The organism is Salinicola corii (genome assembly GCF_008298015.1).
Lineage (GTDB): Bacteria > Pseudomonadota > Gammaproteobacteria > Pseudomonadales > Halomonadaceae > Salinicola > Salinicola corii.
This window is the reverse complement of record NZ_VTPX01000022.1, coordinates 1-17,578: the sequence shown is the minus strand read 5'-3', so window position 1 is coordinate 17,578 and position 17,578 is coordinate 1. Positions and strand designations below refer to the sequence as shown.

The following is a 17,578-nucleotide window of genomic DNA, read 5'->3' as shown; positions in this document are numbered from 1 at the left end:
CTGCCTCGAAGCCGGGAGCAGGCGACGGACGGCGTGGACGGCGAGATTCCGATCAGCAAAAACTCGATCTTGAAGGAGACCATGTGACGACCTTGAGTGCACGGCGACTGGCGTTGCTGGTGGCTGCCAATACGGCGCTGGCACCGCTGGCGATCGATGCCTACCTGCCGGCGATGCCTGCTCTCGCGACGTCGATCGGTGCCAGCGTGCACCATACCGAGCTGTCGCTCAGCGTCTTCCTGCTCGGATTCGCGCTCGGGCAACTGGTCTGCGGCCCGCTGTCGGATCGTTTCGGTCGCAAACCGGTATTGATGATCGGGTTGGGCGTCTTCCTGGTCGCCAGCCTGGCGCTGACCCAGGTGGGCTCGCTGGCGACGCTGTGGGGATGGCGGTTCGTGCAGGCGCTGGGTGGTGGCGCGTGCGTGGTCAATTCCGCCGCCATCGTGCGCGATCGCTTCAGCGGTCGGGAGGCGGCCAAGGTGATGTCGACCATGGTCATGATCCTGATGATGGCGCCACTGGTCGCACCGGCTATCGGCAGCGCGCTGCTGCACCTGGCGGATTGGTGGCTGATCTTCCTATTTCTCGCCGTCTACGCCGCTTTCGTGCTGTGGTTGCTTGGGCGTTATCTGCCCGAGACGCATGGTCGCGATCCGAGAGCGCCCTCGGCGCGACAGATTCTGGGAAACTACGTCAGCGTACTGCGCCACCGTGAGGCAATGGGCTACATCGGGGCGGTATCGATGTCTTTTGCCGGCATGTTCGCGTTCATCACCGGCTCCCCCTATCTCTACATGGAGCACTACGGGCTCTCGACCACGCTTTATCCCTTCGTATTCGGTGCCAACATTCTGATCATGGCGTCCTCCAGCCGGCTCAATATCCGGTTGCTGAAGACCCGGACACCGCAACAGAACCTGCTTCTGGGTCTTGGGATTCAGTTGACGGCGGGCGTGCTGCTGGTTGTGATGGTGGCAACGGGTCTGGATTCCATTTTCACGATCGCCCCACTGATGGTGATTTTCGTGGGGATGCAGGGGTTGATCAGCCCCAACGCCATGTCGTCGATGCTGGACCATTTCCCCCGCATGAGTGCCACGGCAACGGCGCTGCAGGGCTGTCTGCAGTTTACCTGCGGCGCCGTTGCCGGTGCGCTGGTCGGGGCGTTCGAACTGGCCAGCGCCTGGCCAACGGTGCTGACGATGCTGGGCGCCACGCTGTTGGGCAACGTCGCGGTACGGGCGCTGGCTGGCCGGGCACTCAAGCATCGAGCCGCATCCGAGGAATCGGCCTCCTGAGTCGTTACCTGAAGCGGCGTCATCGTTACTCGTCTTGACGCTTGTCATTTTGTTGTCATTTAACCTTGTCATGGTGGGTGCCGCGAAGGTTGTCATCCACGCTCTCCAGGCTGCACCTAAAGAACCATCGACGACTCTGGGGATTCGGGAGATCGTTCGGTGGTTTTTTTCATTCAGACAATCACGGCTGTCGACGTCATCTTTTTCATCGATGACATCGTTGTCATAAAACTGTCACGACACTGACGTACGGTGTGCGCTGAGAGTGTTGGCAACCTTCGCAACGTCGTTATCGCTCACGCATCCAAGGTGGAAACAGGATATCGCTATGCTTAAACACGTCTTCGCAACGCTCATTTCCGGATCGCTGGTCCTGGGCGCCGCTGGTGTCCAGGCTCAAGACGCCATTACCGGCGCTGGCGCAACCTTCCCGTACCCGGTCTATTCGCAGTGGGCGGATGCCTATCAGGACGAGTCCGGCATCGGCCTCAACTATCAGGCAATCGGCTCCGGCGGCGGCATCCAGCAGATCGTCGCCAAGACGGTCACCTTCGGTGCCAGTGATGCGCCGATGACCAAGGAAGAACTGGACAAGAATGGCCTGATGCAATGGCCTATGGTCATGGGTGGCGTGGTCGCCGCGTTCCATGTCGAGGGTATCGAGGGTGGTTCGCTCAACCTGGACGGTCCGACACTGGCGGACATCTACCAAGGGAAGATCACCAACTGGGACGACGACGCCATCGCCGAGCTGAACCCGGATATGGATCTGCCGGATACCCAGATCACGCCGGTCTACCGTGCAGAGGGCTCCGGAACCAACTTCCTCTTCACCCACTACCTGTCGCAGGTCAGCCAAGACTTCGCCGATAACGTGGGCGAGGGCAAGTCCGTCGCTTGGCCGGCAGGCGTCGGTGCCAAGGCCAATGCAGGGGTCGCCAGCCAGATCGCCAACACCAACGGTGCGATCGGCTACGTCGAGTTTGCGTACGCCGCGCAGAATGATCTAAGCCTGGTGCACCTGAAGAATCAGGCGGGTAAAGTCGTCGCTCCGAGCATGGAATCGTTCATGGCCGCTGCTGCCAACGCTGACTGGAAGGATGCGCCAGGCATGTATCTGGTGCTGACCAACCAGCCGGGCGACGAGAGCTGGCCGATCACGGGTGCCTCTTTCATCCTGATGCACAAAGAAGTCCAGGATGCTGACGCTGCCGGTCAGGCACTCAAGTTCTTCGACTGGGCCTACGACAACGGTAACGACATGGCGCAGGAGCTGGACTACGTGCCGATGCCGGAAAACGTTGCCGACATGGTTCGTGATAACTGGAGCGAGATCAAGGGTCCGAATGGCGAAACCGTCTGGAATCCGTGATCTTTGACTGACGTGCCGCGACGGTAGGTGGGAAACCGCCTCCGTCGCGGTGCTGTATCGGAACCCGCCTGAAGGCGGTCAGTGGCAAGTGACTGAGGAACGAAGATGGCCACCACCAACGCGATTCAAGCCAGCGGTCTGGGGCATCTCAGCGATGCCACTCGCAAGCGGCTGCAACGAAAGGCACGCATCGATGTGTGGTTCGAGCGCACGTTGTTTGCCTTCGCTTTTGCCGTGCTGCTGCTGCTCGGGGCGATCATCGCGTCACTGATGTTTTCCAGCTGGCCTGCGATTCAGCGCTATGGACTGGACTTCTTCACGGAAAACCGATGGGCGGCGAACGTCGAAGTCTTCGGCGCTCTGCCGGCGATCTACGGAACGCTGCTGACGTCATTCATCGCTATCGTCATCGCCGTGCCGGTTTCGTTCGGTATTGCGATCTTCCTGACCGAGCAGTGCCCAGGATTCCTGCGCCAGCCGCTGAGTACCTTGATCGAGCTGCTGGCGGGGATTCCCTCGATTATCTATGGCATGTGGGGCATGGAGGTGCTGGCACCGCTGCTGCGCACCTGGTTCCCCTCTGTCTTTCCCGCCGGCACCGGTCTGGCGACGGCGGGCATCATTCTGGCGGTGATGATCATTCCCTTCATTACGGCCGTGGCCCGCGACGTCATCAATACGGTTCCTGCGGTCATGCGCGAATCCGCCTATGGATTGGGCTGCACCACCTGGGAGGTAACGCGGCGCGTCATCTTGCCCTCGGTGAAGGGCGGGCTGGTCGGCGGCGTCGTGCTGGGACTGGGGCGTGCGCTAGGGGAAACGATGGCGGTGACGTTCGTCATCGGCAATAACCTGTTCCTTAGCACCACCCTGACAGGGCAGGGAACTTCGATTGCGGCACTGATTGCCAACCAGTTCTCCGAGTCCGACGGGACACAGCGTTCGGCGCTGCTGGCGCTGGGTCTGATTTTGTTCCTGATCACCTTCGCGGTACTGGCCTTCGCGCGTTACCTGTTGCGCAACAGCACCGGTCGTCACGCCTAAGCGGCGGGAGAGAACCATGGATATCAATCAAACGCCACTCTATCGTCGCCGCAAGCGCCTCAACCAGTTGGTGATGGTGCTCTGCCAACTAGCGACGCTGATCGGTTTCGTCTTTCTTTTCGCCATTCTCTTCACCCTGGTGACCAAGGGGATCGGGGCGATCTCGCCGTCGACCTTCGTCGAGCGCACCCGCATGAATGGCGGGGGGCTGGGCAACGCGATCTGGGGGACTTTCGTTATGACCTGTGCCGCCACGGTGATCGGGACCGTGATCGGTGTCGCCGCCGGTACCTGGCTGGCGGAATACAGCGGCAAGGGCTTGATGGCCAAGGTGATTCGTTTCATCAACGATATCCTGCTTTCGGCGCCTTCTATCATCATCGGCTTGTTCATCTATGCCGTGGTGGTGGTCCCGATGGGCAACTTTTCCGGCTGGGCCGGCGTATTGGCGTTGACGGTCATCATCGTGCCGGTTGTCATTCGTTCGACGGAAGACATGTTGCGGTTGATCCCCAACTCGTTGCGAGAAGCTGCCGCTGCGCTGGGGGCCCATCGCTGGTGGATCATCGTGCGAGTCTGCTACAGCGGTGCTCGTGCCGGCATCATGACCGGGATTCTTCTGGGGTTTGCACGCATCAGCGGCGAGACGGCGCCGTTACTGTTCACGTCGCTGAATTCCAACCAGTGGAACTTCTTCGACTTGGGTAGCGAGATGGCCAACCTGCCGATGACCATCTACCAGAACATGACGATCAACGCCTTCATTCCCGACCTGGTCGCTCTGGCCTGGGGCGGGGCATTGATCCTGACCGCTGCCATCCTGATTCTGAACATTGCGGCGCGCTACTTCTCGCGCCAGCGTTCCTGATTCCCAGCTGCGAGACTGCCATGACAGCCGATATTCATCTCGACCAGAAGCGCGACGCCGGCGCCGTTGAAGCGGCAGCCGCACCGCAGGTCGCCACCAAGCTGCGCGTCAACGACCTGAACCTCTATTATGGAAAGTTCCAGGCGATCAAGAATGTTACAATGGAAATTCCCGAGCGCCAGGTCACGGCGTTCATCGGGCCGTCGGGTTGTGGCAAATCCACCTTGATCCGTTGCTTCAACCGGATTCACGACCTGTATGAAGGAATACGCACCGAGGGCCAGATCCTGCTCGACGAGCACGATATCTACGATACGGGGATCGACCTCAACCTGCTGCGATCTCGTGTCGGTATGGTGTTTCAGAAACCGACGCCGTTTCCGATGTCGGTCTTCGATAATGTCGCGTTCGGCATTCGCCTCTACGAAAAGCTCTCCGCTCGTGATCTCGAGGAGCGGGTCGAGTGGGCATTGCGCAAGGCGGCCCTGTGGAACGAGGTCAAGGACAAGCTCAAGCAGAGCGGCCAAGCGCTCTCGGGCGGCCAGCAGCAGCGCTTGTGTATCGCGCGCACCATCGCAGTGAAACCCGAAGTGATTCTGCTCGACGAGCCGACCTCGGCATTGGACCCGATCTCGACCGGGTATATCGAAGATCTGATCAACGAGCTCAAGAAGGACTACACGATCGTGATCGTGACGCACAACATGCAGCAAGCGGCACGAATCTCCGATATTACTGCGTTCATGTATCTGGGAAGCCTGATCGAGTGTGATGACACCACCAAGATATTCACCCAGCCGAAAGAGTCCCGGACCGAGGATTACATCACCGGCCGTTATGGCTGATCGCTCACGATCGTAACCAATAAGTACCCTGGGAAAGTAAGCTGGCACCCCCGAGCCGACGACTCGGGGGTGCTTGTCGTCAGGCGCAAGGCCGGCTTGCAGACACTTTGCGCTGCAGCAACGTACCCGTGGCGGGATCGTGCTAATGTCGTGGCCCACAGGACGTGCACCACCAGGATCTTGCTTATGTCGACCGGACAGGAACCCTCTTTTCGTAGCGTTCCCTTCAATCTGATGCTGACGTTGGCATCGCTGACGATCATCATCGCTGGAATGCGCGCTGCGGAAAGTCTCATCATACCGATTCTGCTGTCTCTGTTCGTTGCGGTGATCTGCACCTCGCCGGTCCATTGGCTCTATCGACGCGGCGTCAATTCCTACGCGGCAGTCCTGATCACTCTGCTGATACTGGGAGGATTGCTGGCGCTGTTCGGTACCTTGCTGGGCAATAGCTTCACGATGTTCATGGACAGCTGGCCCGAGATGCAGAAGCAGCTGGAAGGCCACTATCTGACGTTGCTGGAGTGGCTGGCGAACCAGGGGTTTTCGGTCTCTCCACAGCAGTTGTCCAGCATGGTCGACGACTCCGGAGATCAAAACTGGGTGTCCGGATTTATTAGTGGGCTAGGTCTGGTGCTGTCTCAGAGTCTGGTCATCCTGCTGATGGTCAACTTCATGCTCTTCGAGACGCTGGATTTCCGACAGAAGGTGGCCAGGGCGCTAACCAATCCGGGGCCGAGCCTGGAGCGATTCACGGAGTTCAGCTACAACCTCAAGCGCTACATGGCAGTGAAGACGGCGATCAGCCTGGTCACCGGTGTGCTGGTCACCATCTCGGCCTGGCTCGTCGGCGTCGAGTTCGCCTTGCTCTGGGGTGCGCTGGCTTTCATTCTCAACTACATCCCCAACATAGGTTCGGTGCTGGCCGCGGTACCACCGGTGTTGCTGACGCTGGCGATGCCGGAAGGAGGGATCGTGAAAGCGATGACGCTGGCGGGCGCCTACCTGACCATCAACTTCGTGCTGGGCAATATCGTCGAGCCACGTGTCATGGGGCGGACGATGGGGCTCTCGACGTTGGTCGCCTTTCTCTCACTGGTGGTCTGGGGGTGGATCCTGGGGCCGGTGGGAATGCTGCTATCGGTTCCTCTGACCATGACGCTCAAGATTGCGCTGGATAGCCATCCCGAGACACGCTGGATCGCCAAGATGCTGAGTCCTTCGGAGCGCCGCCGTCGTCGCCAGCGCAAGGTCCAGGAAGCGCTGGACGAACTGGAGGAGGAGGTCGAATAGCGCCCGTGACTCGACCCGGTCGGTCTTGCTGCTTCAAGCACAAAAAAGCCGCGCTCCCGGGAGCGCGGCCTTGTCGAGGCAGACGTGTCGAGAGCTCAGCCGTTCTGTTCGAGGAACTGCGTCAACTGGGATTTGGACTGGGCGCCGACCAGTGATGCCACCTTGGCGCCGGACTTGAACAGCATCACGGTGGGAACACCACGGACACCGTGTTCGGACGCGATTTCCGGGGCGTCGTCTACGTTGACGCTGACGACCTTGATGTCATCCGCTTTCTCGTCGGCGACTTCGTCGACGACGGGCGCCATCATCTTGCAGGGGCCGCACCACGGCGCCCAGAATTTGAGCAGGACCGGTTTGTCCGCGTTCAGCACTTCCTGTTCGAAATTGGCGGTGGTGACATCGACGTTGTTGGACATGACGTTAACTCCTGGAGACATTGTGCTCTTTTCGAGCTGATGGAGGCGATGTTAGCCCTTGCACAGGGTGCTGGCAAATCTCACGGCTTATCGGAACGATAGCGCCAGGTTATTAAACGTCTTTTTTTCATACCCAATAATGGCAATTTTTTGGCCTTCACGCCCCGCGACTTATTGCGTAAAGTAATCCATGTCTTGTTTCTTATGCCGTTTTGACGATTCTGGAAGCTGCGAGGTTGCTTATGAAGCTCCAACAGTTGCGCTATGTATGGGAAGTGACACGGCATCAACTCAATGTCTCGGCGACCGCCCAGAGCCTGTTCACGTCACAACCTGGAATTTCCAAGCAGATTCGACTGTTGGAAGACGAGCTTGGCGTCGAGATATTCGCGCGTAGCGGCAAACACCTGACTCGCGTCACGCCGGCGGGAGAGGCGATCGTCGAACTGGCTGGCAAGGTATTGCGGACGGTCGATGACATCAAGCACGTCGCTCAGGAGCATAGTGACGAACGCCGCGGCAGCCTGGCAATCGCTACCACGCATACGCAGGCGCGCTATGTGCTGCCCAGCGTGATCGGCGAGTTTCGCCAGAAGTACCCGGATGTCGCCCTTCACATGCAGCAGGGAACGCCCAAGCAGATCGCCCAGATGGTGAGCGAGGGATCGGCGGATTTCGCGATCTGCACCGAGTCGCTCGAGCTGTTCAACGATCTGGTGTTGCTACCGTGCTATCGCTGGAACCGCTGTGTCCTCGTCCCCAAGGGGCATCCCCTGGCGAGCGGTGAATTGACGCTCGAACGGGTGGCCGAGCATCCGCTGGTGACCTACGTCTTCGGTTTCACCGGCCGATCTCAGCTCGACGACGCGTTCAAGTCCCGTGATCTGACACCCAATGTCGTTCTCACCGCGGCTGATTCCGACGTGATCAAGACATACGTGCGCCTGGGTCTCGGCATCGGCATCGTCGCCCACATGGCGGTCGATCCGGTGGCGGACAGCGATCTCGTCGCGGTGGATGCCTCGCATTTGTTCGAGAGTTCCACCACCAAGATCGGCATTCGCCGCGGCACTTTCATGCGGACCTACATGTACGACTTCGTCAAACGCATGGCGCCGCATCTGGATAGAGAGACCGTCGAGCGGGCGCTGGCAGCGGGCCCGCGACACGAGGCCGAGCTGTTCAAGGGGATTCAACTGCCCGTACTCTAAGGATTGGTTTCCCTGGATCCCGACACGCGTCCGAACGCAAAGAGCCCCGCCAGTGGCAGGGCTCTTTGTACTGCATTCCGATACGAATCAGTGCTGCAGGTGCAGCCCGCACTCGCGCTTTTCCTCGACCTTGGTGGGGTCGAAGTAGTCGAAATTGTTGGGCAGGTCGTGCTGCTGCAGGTACTGGTACATCTGCTTGGCGGTCCAGTGCAGCACTGGCGCTACCTTGAGCAGGCCGTCGGCGTTGCGTGACAGCGGCTGCATGCGCGAACGCTCCATGGTGTCTTCGGCCCGCAGCGCCGTGAACCAGATGTCCGGCGCCGTCTCTGCCAGCGCACGACGGAATGGCTCGAGTTTTACCTCTTCCGTGAACGTCGCGTGGCGTGGATCGTCGATCTCCGGGGTCGGGCCCTCCACGGACTCCCGATGGGCTCGAGAGCGGTGCGGATGGTAGATGGTCAGGTTGAGATCGAGTCGCTTGGTCAGCTCTTCGGCGAAGCGGTAGGTCGCAGGTGTGTTGTAGCCGCTGTCCATCCAGACGATGGGGATGTCGGGGCGAACGCGAGTGACCAGGTGCAGGATCACGGCCTCGAACGGGCGGAAATTGGTGGTGCAGATCGCCTTCTGATCCAGCCCCAGTGCGAACTCGGTAATGGCCAGAGGATCGTGACCGATTTCACGATTGAGAGCATCGAGGTCGAACGCCATGAGTGACTCCTTTGGAGGGCGCGTCTGAGTTACCGACGAGGCCCAACGAGGTAAGTGGGATGACTGTCACTTTATCAACCCTCTCCAGGCGCGGACCAATACCGTTTGGTTAGATTGATATATAACCAAATTATCTACATGGTGGCACGAATCGACCATCTGATTATTAAACGCCGAGTGGGCGCAGTGCCGAGAGGGGCGTGATACGCGGTGGAGCATCCGGTGGCCAGTCGACGTGGGCATCGATGGCGTAGATCTCCCGCAGGCGAGCTGGCGTCAACACCTCTCCCGGTTTTCCACTGACGACCTGCCGTCCCTCCTTTATGACCCAGAGGTGGTCGGCGAAGCGCGCGGCCAGATTGAGGTCGTGAATGGCCAGAACGACGGTCATCGCTTCCCGGCGTGCCAAGCGCTGAAGGTAGTCGAGTACCTGCAACTGGTGATGGAGGTCCAGTGCGCTGGTCGGCTCGTCGAGCATCAACAGTGCCGGGCGACGCACGATGGCCTGGGCGATGGCGACGCGCTGGCGTTGGCCTCCGGACAGCGTAACCAGTTCGCGCTCTGCGAGTGGTTCGAGCTCCAGGGATTTCAGCGCGCGTTCGACGGCCGAGAGGGCCGTGGCGGCAGGTTCGGCCACCTGGGTTCGGCGCGCGAGCAGAACGGCCTCGAAGACGCTCAGTGCTGCCTGGGTGCTGGTGTCCTGGGGGAGGTAATAGAGTCGTCGACTGCGTTGATCGATCGGTAGCGCATCGATTCGCTCCTCGCCGAGGAGGATGCGCCCGCTGGCACTCTCGATGCCGGCGATCGCCTTCAGCAACGTCGATTTCCCCGCGCCGTTGGGGCCGATCAGTGCCGTTATCTCGCCGGGCCTCGCGGTCAGGCCGGAGAGATCGTGTAGTATCCGTCGTTTTCCCAGCGAGCAGGCGAGTCGCTCGATTCGCAGGTTCATCGCCAGATCTCCCTACGCGAGCGCAGGATCAGTGACACGAAGAACGGCAAGCCGATCAGCGCCGTCAGAATGCCGATCGGTAGCAGGATGCCGGGAATGAGCGTCTTCGAGAGAATCGAGGTCAACGAGAGGATCAGTGCGCCGGTCAGTGCGGACATCGGCAGGAATACGCGTTGGTCCTCACCGACCACCAGGCGAGCGATGTGCGGGCCGACCAGCCCGACGAAACCGATGGTCCCCACGAACGCGACCGCTGTCGCCGAAAGCAGCGCGCAGCAGAGCAACATGCGCAAGCGCAGCCGCCCGACATTGATGCCCATTGACTTGGCCTGGATATCTCCCAGGCGCAGGGCGGTCAATTGCCATCTGGCCCGGATAAAGATCGGCATGGTGGCAAACAGCGCCAGGGCTGCCAGCGCGACTTTTCCCCAGCTTGCCTTGTTCAAGCTGCCCAGCGACCAGAACACCAGTTGCTGTAGCGACTCGGCGGAAGCGACGTACTGAAGCATTCCCAACAAGGCATTGAAGAAGAACATGATCGCGATTCCCATCAGCACCATCGTCTGCACGCTGACGCCTTTCAGCCGGCTCAGCGCCCAGATCATAAGGGAGGCGAACATGGCCAGGACGAAGGCATTGGCGGTCAGCAGTAGCGTGCCGGCGACCGGCAGGAGTCCGAACCCAAGCACGATGGCGAGCGCTGCCCCAAAGCTGGCCGCGGAAGAGATCCCCAGCGTGAAGGGGTCGGCGAGGGGGTTGTTGAGCAGTGTCTGCATTTCCGCGCCAGCGACGGCAAGACTGGCGCCGACGACGATGGCCATCGTCGCGACCGGCAGCCGGATCTCCCAGACCACGACCTGCAGCACGCGGGAAGCCTCCGACGGCATCGCCAGCGTCTCCACCACGTCGAGTAGCGGATAGGCGCCTGGCCCGGTGGCGATATCGATCATCAGCGAGACCAGCGTGGCCATCGCGGTCAGCGCGATCAGCCAGTACTGGCGGCGCTGACGGGCGAGGTAGCGATGGACCGTGGTTTCCGGTGTCTTGGCACGGGATGAAATCGTCGTGGCTTTCAAGGTAGGGTTCGTTGTTTGGCGATGGCGTCGGGCAGCGTAAACCAATGGAATGCTATTGGGAATCGTTCTCGACCTGATGAGGGTCCGTCAGTGCCTGCATCAGTCGTTCGATCTTGGCGAGTGTCTCCCGGTATTCGGCTTCCTCGTCCGAATCCGCCACCAGTCCGCCACCGCCCCAGATATGCAGGGTGTCGCCGTCGGCGACGACGGTGCGTATCGCGATCGAGGTGTCCAGTCGACCACGTCGGTCGAGATAGCCCAGGCTGCCGCAGTAGACGCTGCGCTGACTGGGTTCGAGCTCCTCGATGATCTGCATCGCACGATGTTTGGGCGCGCCGGTGATCGAGCCACCAGGAAAAGCGGCGGCCAGCAGATCCAGCGGTGTCGCGGGGGAAGCCAGTTCACCGCGCACGACGCTGACCAGATGGTGGACGTTGGCGTAGCTCTCCAGTCCGCAGAGCTGCGGGACCGTGACGCTGCCTGGGCGGCAGACGCGCCCCAGGTCGTTGCGCAGCAGGTCCACGATCATGACGTTCTCGGCACGATCCTTGTCGCTTTGCTGAAGCTCGATCGCCAGGCGCCGGTCTTCATCGGGTGTCGACCCGCGAGGGCGAGTACCCTTGATCGGCCGGGTCTCGACCTGACCATCGACGACGCCGATGAATCGTTCGGGCGACAGGGACAGGATTGCCTTGTCATCCCAAGCGAGATAGCCACCGTAGGGCGTGGGCGTTGCGCGACGTAGGTGGCGATACGCTTGCCAGGTACTGCCCTTGAAACGGGCGGTGAAGCGCTGTGCCAGATTGATCTGGTAGCAGTCGCCAGCATGGAGATAGTCGATGACGCGCTGAAAGCGTCTGGCGTAGCCGGAGCGGTCGATATCGCCAACGAAGGCCCCGGTCAGGGTGAAGTCCGGCGAAGCCGGCGTCGCGGCTTCGTTCAGCCACTCCATCACCTGCCGGCGGCGTTCGGCGGTCGCGACCATCCAGGTACGCCGTGCCTCGTGATCCTGGATCAGCGCCCAGTCGTAGAGCCCGAGCCTGGCCGAGGGCAGCTTTGGTCCCGGGCGACGATCGATGTGGCGTGATGGGCGATCGCTCTTGTCTTGCGCCGTGGTCAGTGAATAGCTCCAGTGGCCGATCAGCCCACCGACAAAGGGCAGGTTGGAGGTCCGTGCGGCAAGGGCGGCGGGCAGGCGTGGCAGCCACTCGGCTTCGGCATGGTCCAGCAGGGCGTGCTGGGCCGCGAATGGTTCGTCCGGCAGGGATATCGATGGCTGGCATCGAGTTCGACCGTCGCCGATGGTCAGTGTCGCCAACGGGTCGCTGCTGAGGATGTCGAAGCGGCCGCCCGGGGCGTCAGGGCGGCCGCTGTCCAACAGCACGGCACCGGGACGTTGCTGCAGTCGCTCGAAGAGCGGGCCCGGATCGGGCGCATAGGGGAAGTCGGCTATCTCGAGCCAGGGTCTTGCGCCAGCCATGAATACCTTTTCCAGACGAATGAACGACGACCCGGCGTCGATAGCCGCGCCTGGGGTAGCGGGCAGTTTACGCCGGCCGGCAAGTTTATCGGGAGCCGTGGTGATGAGCGAGCCCTCCACGTGTTGCGCGAACGGGCAATATCCGGCATCGAGACGCCGCGTGGGCGGGAGGAGCAGCGCTGGGAGACGATAAGGGGAGTCTTGTATTGTCGACAATTCCAAAGTCCCCATTTATTGTCTCTCGACTAAAGTGCCATTTCATGAGCGTTATTTTACGTTGCCCGAGAAAAAAGCCGCGCCTATGATAGGAGTACGCCCTCTTATTGTTAACAACTTAATGTCCCAATCCCATTTTGACAGTCACGAAGCCGATACCGAGCTGCCGGTGGTTCGCACGCTGGCCGAGCGTGTCTTTCACCAGCTCCAGCGCGCAATCGTCCGCGGCGAGCTGCCTCCCGGTACTCGTATCACAGAGCCGGAGCTCTCCTCCCATTACGGTATCTCCCGTGGGCCCCTGCGGGAAGCGATGCGTCGGCTGGAAACCTATCGGCTGATCGAGCGCGTGCCCCATGTCGGTGCCCGTGTCGTCAAGCTTTCGATGGATGAGCTGCTGGAACTGTTCGATGTGCGCGAGGCGCTGGAGAGCATGGCGGCGAGGCTGGCGGCGACTTCGATGACGGCCGAGGAGATTGCGGGACTGCGCGGCGTTCTCGCCTTTCACGAACGGCAGGAAGACCTGGCCAGTGGCGAGGCCTACTACCAGCGGGAAGGCGATCTCGACTTCCATTACCGCATCGTGCAGGGCAGCCACAATCGTATGCTGATGACGCTGCTGTGCGATGACCTCTACTACCTGGTGCGGCTCTATCGTACCCAGTTCAGCGCCAAGGGCTCCCGGCCGCAACGCGCCTTCGTCGAGCATCATCGCATCGTCGACGCGATCGAGGCGGGTGACGCCGAGCTCGCCGAACTGCTGATGCGTCGCCACGTCAGCGCTTCCCGCGAAAACGTTGCCGCCCACTACGCTCGAACGCTGGTGGAAGAGCCGGCGCCTTCTCCCCACACCTCAAGGATCGAATCATGACGTCATCGAGTCCCGGTGCACGCTTTCGGGCTGCGCTAGCCGCCCGTCGTCCGCTTCCCATCGTCGGTGCCATCAACGCCTACAGCGCGATGATGGCGAAGGCGGTCGGGCACCATGCGCTCTATCTCTCCGGCGGTGGCGTGGCCAATGCGTCCTACGGGCTGCCGGATCTGGGCATGACCACGCTCAACGATGTCGTGGAAGATGCCCGCCGCATCACTGGCGCCTGTGACCTGCCGCTGCTGGTGGATATCGATACCGGTTGGGGCGGGGCTTTCAATATCGCACGAACGATCAAGGAGATGGAGCGGGCCGGCGTGGCGGCCGTCCATCTCGAGGATCAGGTGGCCCAGAAGCGTTGTGGACATCGGCCCAACAAGGAGATCGTTTCCCAGGCGGAGATGGTCGATCGCATCAAGGCGGCATCCGATGCTCGTCACGACGCGGATTTCTACCTCATTGCACGCACCGATGCCTTCCAGAAAGAGGGGCTCGCGGCCGCCGTCGAACGTGCCAATGCCTGCGTCGAAGCCGGTGCCGACGCGATCTTCGCCGAGGCGGTCCATACCCTGGACGATTACCGGGCTTTTTGTGAGGGGGTCGATGCGCCAATTCTTGCCAATATCACCGAGTTTGGCGCGACGCCCTTGTTCTCCCAGCAGGAGTTGGGGGAGGTCGGCTGTCGCATGGTGCTTTATCCGTTGTCGGCATTTCGTGCGATGAGCGCGGCGGCACTCAAGGTCTACCAGGAAATTCACGCCAAAGGGCATCAGCGAGACATCGTCGATTCGATGCAGACGCGAGAGGAGCTTTACGAGTTTCTCGATTACCACGCCTTCGAACGCAAGCTGGATACGCTTTTCAAGAAAGGCGGCGAATGAGCGGAGGAGACCATCATGTCGGAAAGACCCAAAAGCACCGGACTGCGAGGACAGAGCGCAGGCTCGACGGAGATCTGTACGGTCGGCAAGAGCGGCTCGGGGCTCACCTATCGTGGTTATGACATTCAGGCACTCGCCGAGAACGCCCGCTTCGAGGAGGTCGCCTATCTGTTGCTGAAAGGAGAGTTGCCCAATCAGTCACAGTTGGATGACTACATTGCCTTCCTCCAGCGTTCCCGCTCGCTGCCGGAACCGCTGAAGAGAGTGCTGGAGCAGATTCCATCGGATGCGCATCCAATGGATGTGTTGCGCACCGGAACCTCGATGCTCGGCAATCTGGAAACCGAGCAGCGTATGGAAGATCAGCAGCAGCATGCGGATCGGCTGCTGGCCGTCATGCCGTCGATTCTCAACTACTGGTACCGATATTCGCATCATGGCGAGCGTATCGAGACCGAGACGGACGACGTCTCCGTCGGCGGTCATTTTCTGCATCTGTTGCACGGCAAGCCGGCGTCCGATCTGCATGCGCGAGTGATGAACGTTTCGCTGATCCTCTATGCCGAGCATGAGTTCAACGCCTCGACCTTCACGGCACGGGTCTGCGCGTCGACATTGTCGGATCTGCACAGCTGCATTACTGGTGCGGTCGGGTCACTGCGAGGGCCACTGCATGGTGGGGCCAACGAAGCGGCAATGGAGATGATCAGCCGCTGGTCGACGCCGGACGAAGCGGAGCGCAGCCTGCTCGAGATGCTCGAGCGCAAGGACAAGATCATGGGGTTCGGTCACGCCATCTATCGCGAATCCGATCCCCGTAACGCGATCATCAAGCAGTGGGCGAGACAGCTGGCGGACGATGTCGGCGACAATCACCTCTATGCTGTATCGGAGCGTGTCGACGAGGTCATGTGGAGAGAGAAGAAGCTCTTCCCCAATGCCGACTTCTACCATGCCAGCGCCTATCACTTCATGGGCATCCCCACCAAATTGTTCACGCCGGTCTTCGTCTGTTCCCGCTTGACGGGGTGGAGCGCGCACGTTTTCGAACAGCGCGCCAACAATCGCATCATCCGACCCAGTGCCGATTACGTCGGTCCGGAACGACGCGATTGGGTGCCGATCGAACAGCGTCGGTAATTCAGGCACCGAGCCACGGTCCATTGACGAGCAACAAATTCAAGGAAACGCCATGAGTGCCAATGTCGATCTCAACCAGCGCCCCGACTACGATCCGGAGCTCCAGGCCATCGCGGACTACGTGCTCGACTATCGAGTCGGCAGTCGGGAGGCGCTGGATACTGCCCGGCACTGTCTGCTGGATACGCTCGGTTGCGGACTGCTGGCGCTGCGCTTCCCGGAATGTACCAAGCATCTGGGGCCGCTGGTGGAGGGCACGGTCGTTCCCAATGGGGCCCGTGTGCCGGGAACGCAGTTTCGACTGGATCCGGTGAAAGCTGCCTGGGATATCGGCTGCATCATTCGGTGGCTGGACTACAACGATACCTGGCTGGCAGCGGAGTGGGGGCACCCCTCTGACAATCTCGGCGGTATTCTCGCCGTCGCCGACCATCTGTCGCAGCAGCGTCTGGCGAAAGGCGAGCGGCCATTGACCCTGCGTCACGTACTCGAAGCGATGATCATGGCGCATGAGATACAGGGTGTCCTGGCGTTGGAGAATTCGTTCAATCGGGTGGGGCTGGACCACGTCGTACTGGTCAAGGTGGCGTCGACGGCAGTCGTGGCGAAGTTGATGGGAGCCAATCGTGAGCAGCTACTCTCGGCGCTGTCGCACGCCTTCGTCGACGGACAGAGCCTCAGGACCTACCGTCATGCACCCAATGCCGGATCACGCAAGAGCTGGGCGGCAGGAGACGCGACGTCCCGAGCGGTGAGGCTGGCCGATATCGCCATGCGGGGTGAGATGGGTGTCCCTGGCGTGCTCACCGCGCCTCAGTGGGGCTTCTACGACGTCTCGTTCAGCAAGACCAACAAGGATCAGGCGATCAAGCCCGACCCGGAGCGACGTTTTCGAGTATCCCAGACCTACGGCACATACGTGATGGAGAACGTGCTGTTCAAGATCAGCTTCCCGGCGGAATTCCACGCCCAGACCGCTGCCGAGGCCGCGGTGATCTTGCATGCCGACGTCAAGGATCGGCTGGATGAGATAGATAGAATCGTCGTGACCACGCATGAGTCGGCCATACGGATCATTTCCAAGGTGGGCGAGCTCGCCAATCCGGCCGACCGTGACCACTGCCTGCAATACATGATTGCCGTGCCGCTGGCGTTCGGGAACCTGACTGCCGAGCATTACGAGGATGGCTTCCATCGGGCTCACCCGATCATCGACCTTCTTCGCGACAAGATGGAAGTCGTCGAAGAGGAGCGCTATAGCCGCGAATATCATCAAGCGGACAAGCGCTCCATCGCCAATGCGGTTCAGGTCTTCTTCAAGGATGGAACCCGGACCGAACGAGTAGAAGTGGAGTACCCCCTGGGGCATCGGCGCCGCCGGGAAGAGGGAATTCCAAAGCTCAAGGAAAAGCTCCGACACAACCTGGCAACGCGTTTTCCCGCACAACGCTGTGAGCAGATCCTCGCCTTGTACGAAGATAAGGAAAGGCTCGAGTCGATCCCGGTCGACGCGTTTCTGGAACTCTGGTCTATCTAGGGAAAACCTACATCTGGGTGACGGGTTGATGACGCGGAGTCGAAATCTCAGGATTTTTATTTCCCAGGGCTTGCCAAGTGCCGGAGAGAATCGTAAAGTACGCATCCGCTGCCGCCGAGACAGGTTCTCGGAAGCAGTGAAGAAGAAAGCCAAGCGATTGATTTGATTGAAATAATCGGTTGACGCCAGGCAGGGAGGCAGGCAAGATGCTCCCGCTTCTTCGAAAGGATCGGCGCCGACGGCAGTATGCGACGCCAAGCGGGATTCGACAAAAAAGACGTTGACATCCTCGCCCGGATCCTTAAAATACGCCACTCCTTACGGCGGCCAAGAAAGCAAGTGCTGACAAGCACTTGGATGATTTCCTGGCTCG

General features: G+C 60.6%; 16 protein-coding genes. 11 read left to right on the top strand and 5 right to left on the bottom strand.

All coding sequences use genetic code 11. The annotated features are described in order from the left end of the window. The first annotated feature begins 83 nt into the window (after positions 1-83). The 6 genes from F0A16_RS20795 to F0A16_RS20770 all read left to right on the top strand — a co-directional run bounded on the left by F0A16_RS20795 (position 84) and on the right by F0A16_RS20770 (position 6,720). The gene (locus tag F0A16_RS20795) at positions 84-1,298 is read left to right on the top strand and encodes a Bcr/CflA family multidrug efflux MFS transporter (RefSeq protein ID WP_239023916.1); all 1,215 of its coding nucleotides are present in this window, start codon (positions 84-86) and stop codon (positions 1,296-1,298) included. A 328-nt stretch (positions 1,299-1,626) separates the two neighbouring features. Then, positions 1,627-2,670 carry a phosphate ABC transporter substrate-binding protein PstS gene (gene pstS, locus F0A16_RS20790; protein ID WP_149437865.1) on the top strand — a complete coding sequence of 348 codons (1,044 nt, stop codon included), beginning with the start codon at positions 1,627-1,629 and terminating at the stop codon, positions 2,668-2,670. Between the two features lie 105 nt (positions 2,671-2,775). Continuing rightward, positions 2,776-3,714, top strand: coding sequence for a phosphate ABC transporter permease subunit PstC (gene pstC, locus F0A16_RS20785; protein WP_149437863.1), 939 nt, complete (start codon positions 2,776-2,778; stop codon positions 3,712-3,714). A 16-nt stretch (positions 3,715-3,730) separates the two neighbouring features. Next, positions 3,731-4,582, top strand: a complete 852-nt coding sequence (pstA, locus tag F0A16_RS20780; RefSeq protein WP_149437861.1) for a phosphate ABC transporter permease PstA — start codon at positions 3,731-3,733, stop codon at positions 4,580-4,582. Between the two features lie 20 nt (positions 4,583-4,602). Then, the gene (gene pstB / locus F0A16_RS20775; protein WP_149437859.1) at positions 4,603-5,427 is read left to right on the top strand and encodes a phosphate ABC transporter ATP-binding protein PstB; all 825 of its coding nucleotides are present in this window, start codon (positions 4,603-4,605) and stop codon (positions 5,425-5,427) included. 186 nt (positions 5,428-5,613) lie between these two features. Beyond that, positions 5,614-6,720, top strand: a complete 1,107-nt coding sequence (locus F0A16_RS20770; protein WP_149437856.1) for an AI-2E family transporter — start codon at positions 5,614-5,616, stop codon at positions 6,718-6,720. A 95-nt stretch (positions 6,721-6,815) separates the two neighbouring features. On the opposite strand, the gene trxA is transcribed toward F0A16_RS20770, so the two are convergent. Further along, positions 6,816-7,139: a thioredoxin gene (gene trxA, locus F0A16_RS20765; protein ID WP_110602432.1), complete on the bottom strand. Its 324-nt coding sequence runs from the start codon at positions 7,137-7,139 to the stop codon at positions 6,816-6,818. Positions 7,140-7,381: 242 nt separating this feature from the next. On the opposite strand from trxA, the gene cysB reads away from it, so the two are divergent. Next, positions 7,382-8,350: an HTH-type transcriptional regulator CysB gene (cysB, locus tag F0A16_RS20760; protein ID WP_149437854.1), complete on the top strand. Its 969-nt coding sequence runs from the start codon at positions 7,382-7,384 to the stop codon at positions 8,348-8,350. 87 nt (positions 8,351-8,437) lie between these two features. Here cysB and F0A16_RS20755 read toward each other — a convergent pair whose 3' ends face one another. The 4 genes from F0A16_RS20755 to pabB form a co-directional block, all read right to left on the bottom strand. Further along, on the bottom strand, positions 8,438-9,058 hold the full coding sequence (locus F0A16_RS20755; RefSeq protein WP_149437852.1) for a phosphoadenosine phosphosulfate reductase domain-containing protein: 621 nt from the start codon (positions 9,056-9,058) through the stop codon (positions 8,438-8,440). Positions 9,059-9,224: 166 nt separating this feature from the next. Continuing rightward, positions 9,225-10,007, bottom strand: a complete 783-nt coding sequence (locus F0A16_RS20750) for an ABC transporter ATP-binding protein (RefSeq protein WP_149437850.1) — start codon at positions 10,005-10,007, stop codon at positions 9,225-9,227. Then, positions 10,004-11,083, bottom strand: a complete 1,080-nt coding sequence (locus tag F0A16_RS20745) for a FecCD family ABC transporter permease (RefSeq protein ID WP_239023915.1) — start codon at positions 11,081-11,083, stop codon at positions 10,004-10,006. Before F0A16_RS20745 ends, F0A16_RS20750 begins: the two co-directional genes overlap by 4 nt. Before the next feature lie 52 nt (positions 11,084-11,135). Further along, positions 11,136-12,563: an aminodeoxychorismate synthase component I gene (pabB, locus tag F0A16_RS20740; protein ID WP_149437847.1), complete on the bottom strand. Its 1,428-nt coding sequence runs from the start codon at positions 12,561-12,563 to the stop codon at positions 11,136-11,138. A 337-nt stretch (positions 12,564-12,900) separates the two neighbouring features. Between pabB and F0A16_RS20735 the strand changes: the two genes are divergently transcribed. Genes F0A16_RS20735 through prpD form a run of 4 tightly spaced genes read left to right on the top strand, consistent with a single transcriptional unit; the run spans position 12,901 to position 17,205 of the window. After that, positions 12,901-13,647, top strand: coding sequence for a GntR family transcriptional regulator (locus tag F0A16_RS20735; RefSeq protein ID WP_149437845.1), 747 nt, complete (start codon positions 12,901-12,903; stop codon positions 13,645-13,647). Continuing rightward, positions 13,644-14,528 carry a methylisocitrate lyase gene (gene prpB, locus F0A16_RS20730; RefSeq protein ID WP_149437843.1) on the top strand — a complete coding sequence of 295 codons (885 nt, stop codon included), beginning with the start codon at positions 13,644-13,646 and terminating at the stop codon, positions 14,526-14,528. The genes F0A16_RS20735 and prpB overlap by 4 nt, the downstream gene beginning before the upstream one ends. Positions 14,529-14,543: 15 nt before the next feature. Beyond that, entirely contained in the window at positions 14,544-15,668 is a 1,125-nt protein-coding gene (prpC, locus tag F0A16_RS20725; protein WP_149437841.1) for a bifunctional 2-methylcitrate synthase/citrate synthase, read from the top strand. Positions 15,669-15,720: 52 nt separating this feature from the next. Continuing rightward, positions 15,721-17,205, top strand: a complete 1,485-nt coding sequence (gene prpD / locus F0A16_RS20720) for a 2-methylcitrate dehydratase (protein ID WP_149437839.1) — start codon at positions 15,721-15,723, stop codon at positions 17,203-17,205. The last annotated feature ends 373 nt before the right edge of the window (positions 17,206-17,578 follow it).

Excerpts from the sequence above, each read along its gene's own strand:
- pstS (WP_149437865.1), top strand. The coding sequence starts at position 1,627 with ATGCTTAAACACGTCTTCGCAACGCTCATTTCCGGATCGCTGGTCCTG.
- pstC (WP_149437863.1), top strand. The coding sequence starts at position 2,776 with ATGGCCACCACCAACGCGATTCAAGCCAGCGGTCTGGGGCATCTCAGC.
- pstA (WP_149437861.1), top strand. The coding sequence starts at position 3,731 with ATGGATATCAATCAAACGCCACTCTATCGTCGCCGCAAGCGCCTCAAC.
- pstB (WP_149437859.1), top strand. The coding sequence starts at position 4,603 with ATGACAGCCGATATTCATCTCGACCAGAAGCGCGACGCCGGCGCCGTT.
- F0A16_RS20770 (WP_149437856.1), top strand. The coding sequence starts at position 5,614 with ATGTCGACCGGACAGGAACCCTCTTTTCGTAGCGTTCCCTTCAATCTG.
- trxA (WP_110602432.1), bottom strand. The coding sequence starts at position 7,139 with ATGTCCAACAACGTCGATGTCACCACCGCCAATTTCGAACAGGAAGTG.
- cysB (WP_149437854.1), top strand. The coding sequence starts at position 7,382 with ATGAAGCTCCAACAGTTGCGCTATGTATGGGAAGTGACACGGCATCAA.
- F0A16_RS20755 (WP_149437852.1), bottom strand. The coding sequence starts at position 9,058 with ATGGCGTTCGACCTCGATGCTCTCAATCGTGAAATCGGTCACGATCCT.
- F0A16_RS20750 (WP_149437850.1), bottom strand. The coding sequence starts at position 10,007 with ATGAACCTGCGAATCGAGCGACTCGCCTGCTCGCTGGGAAAACGACGG.
- pabB (WP_149437847.1), bottom strand. The coding sequence starts at position 12,563 with ATGGCTGGCGCAAGACCCTGGCTCGAGATAGCCGACTTCCCCTATGCG.
- F0A16_RS20735 (WP_149437845.1), top strand. The coding sequence starts at position 12,901 with ATGTCCCAATCCCATTTTGACAGTCACGAAGCCGATACCGAGCTGCCG.
- prpB (WP_149437843.1), top strand. The coding sequence starts at position 13,644 with ATGACGTCATCGAGTCCCGGTGCACGCTTTCGGGCTGCGCTAGCCGCC.
- prpC (WP_149437841.1), top strand. The coding sequence starts at position 14,544 with ATGTCGGAAAGACCCAAAAGCACCGGACTGCGAGGACAGAGCGCAGGC.
- prpD (WP_149437839.1), top strand. The coding sequence starts at position 15,721 with ATGAGTGCCAATGTCGATCTCAACCAGCGCCCCGACTACGATCCGGAG.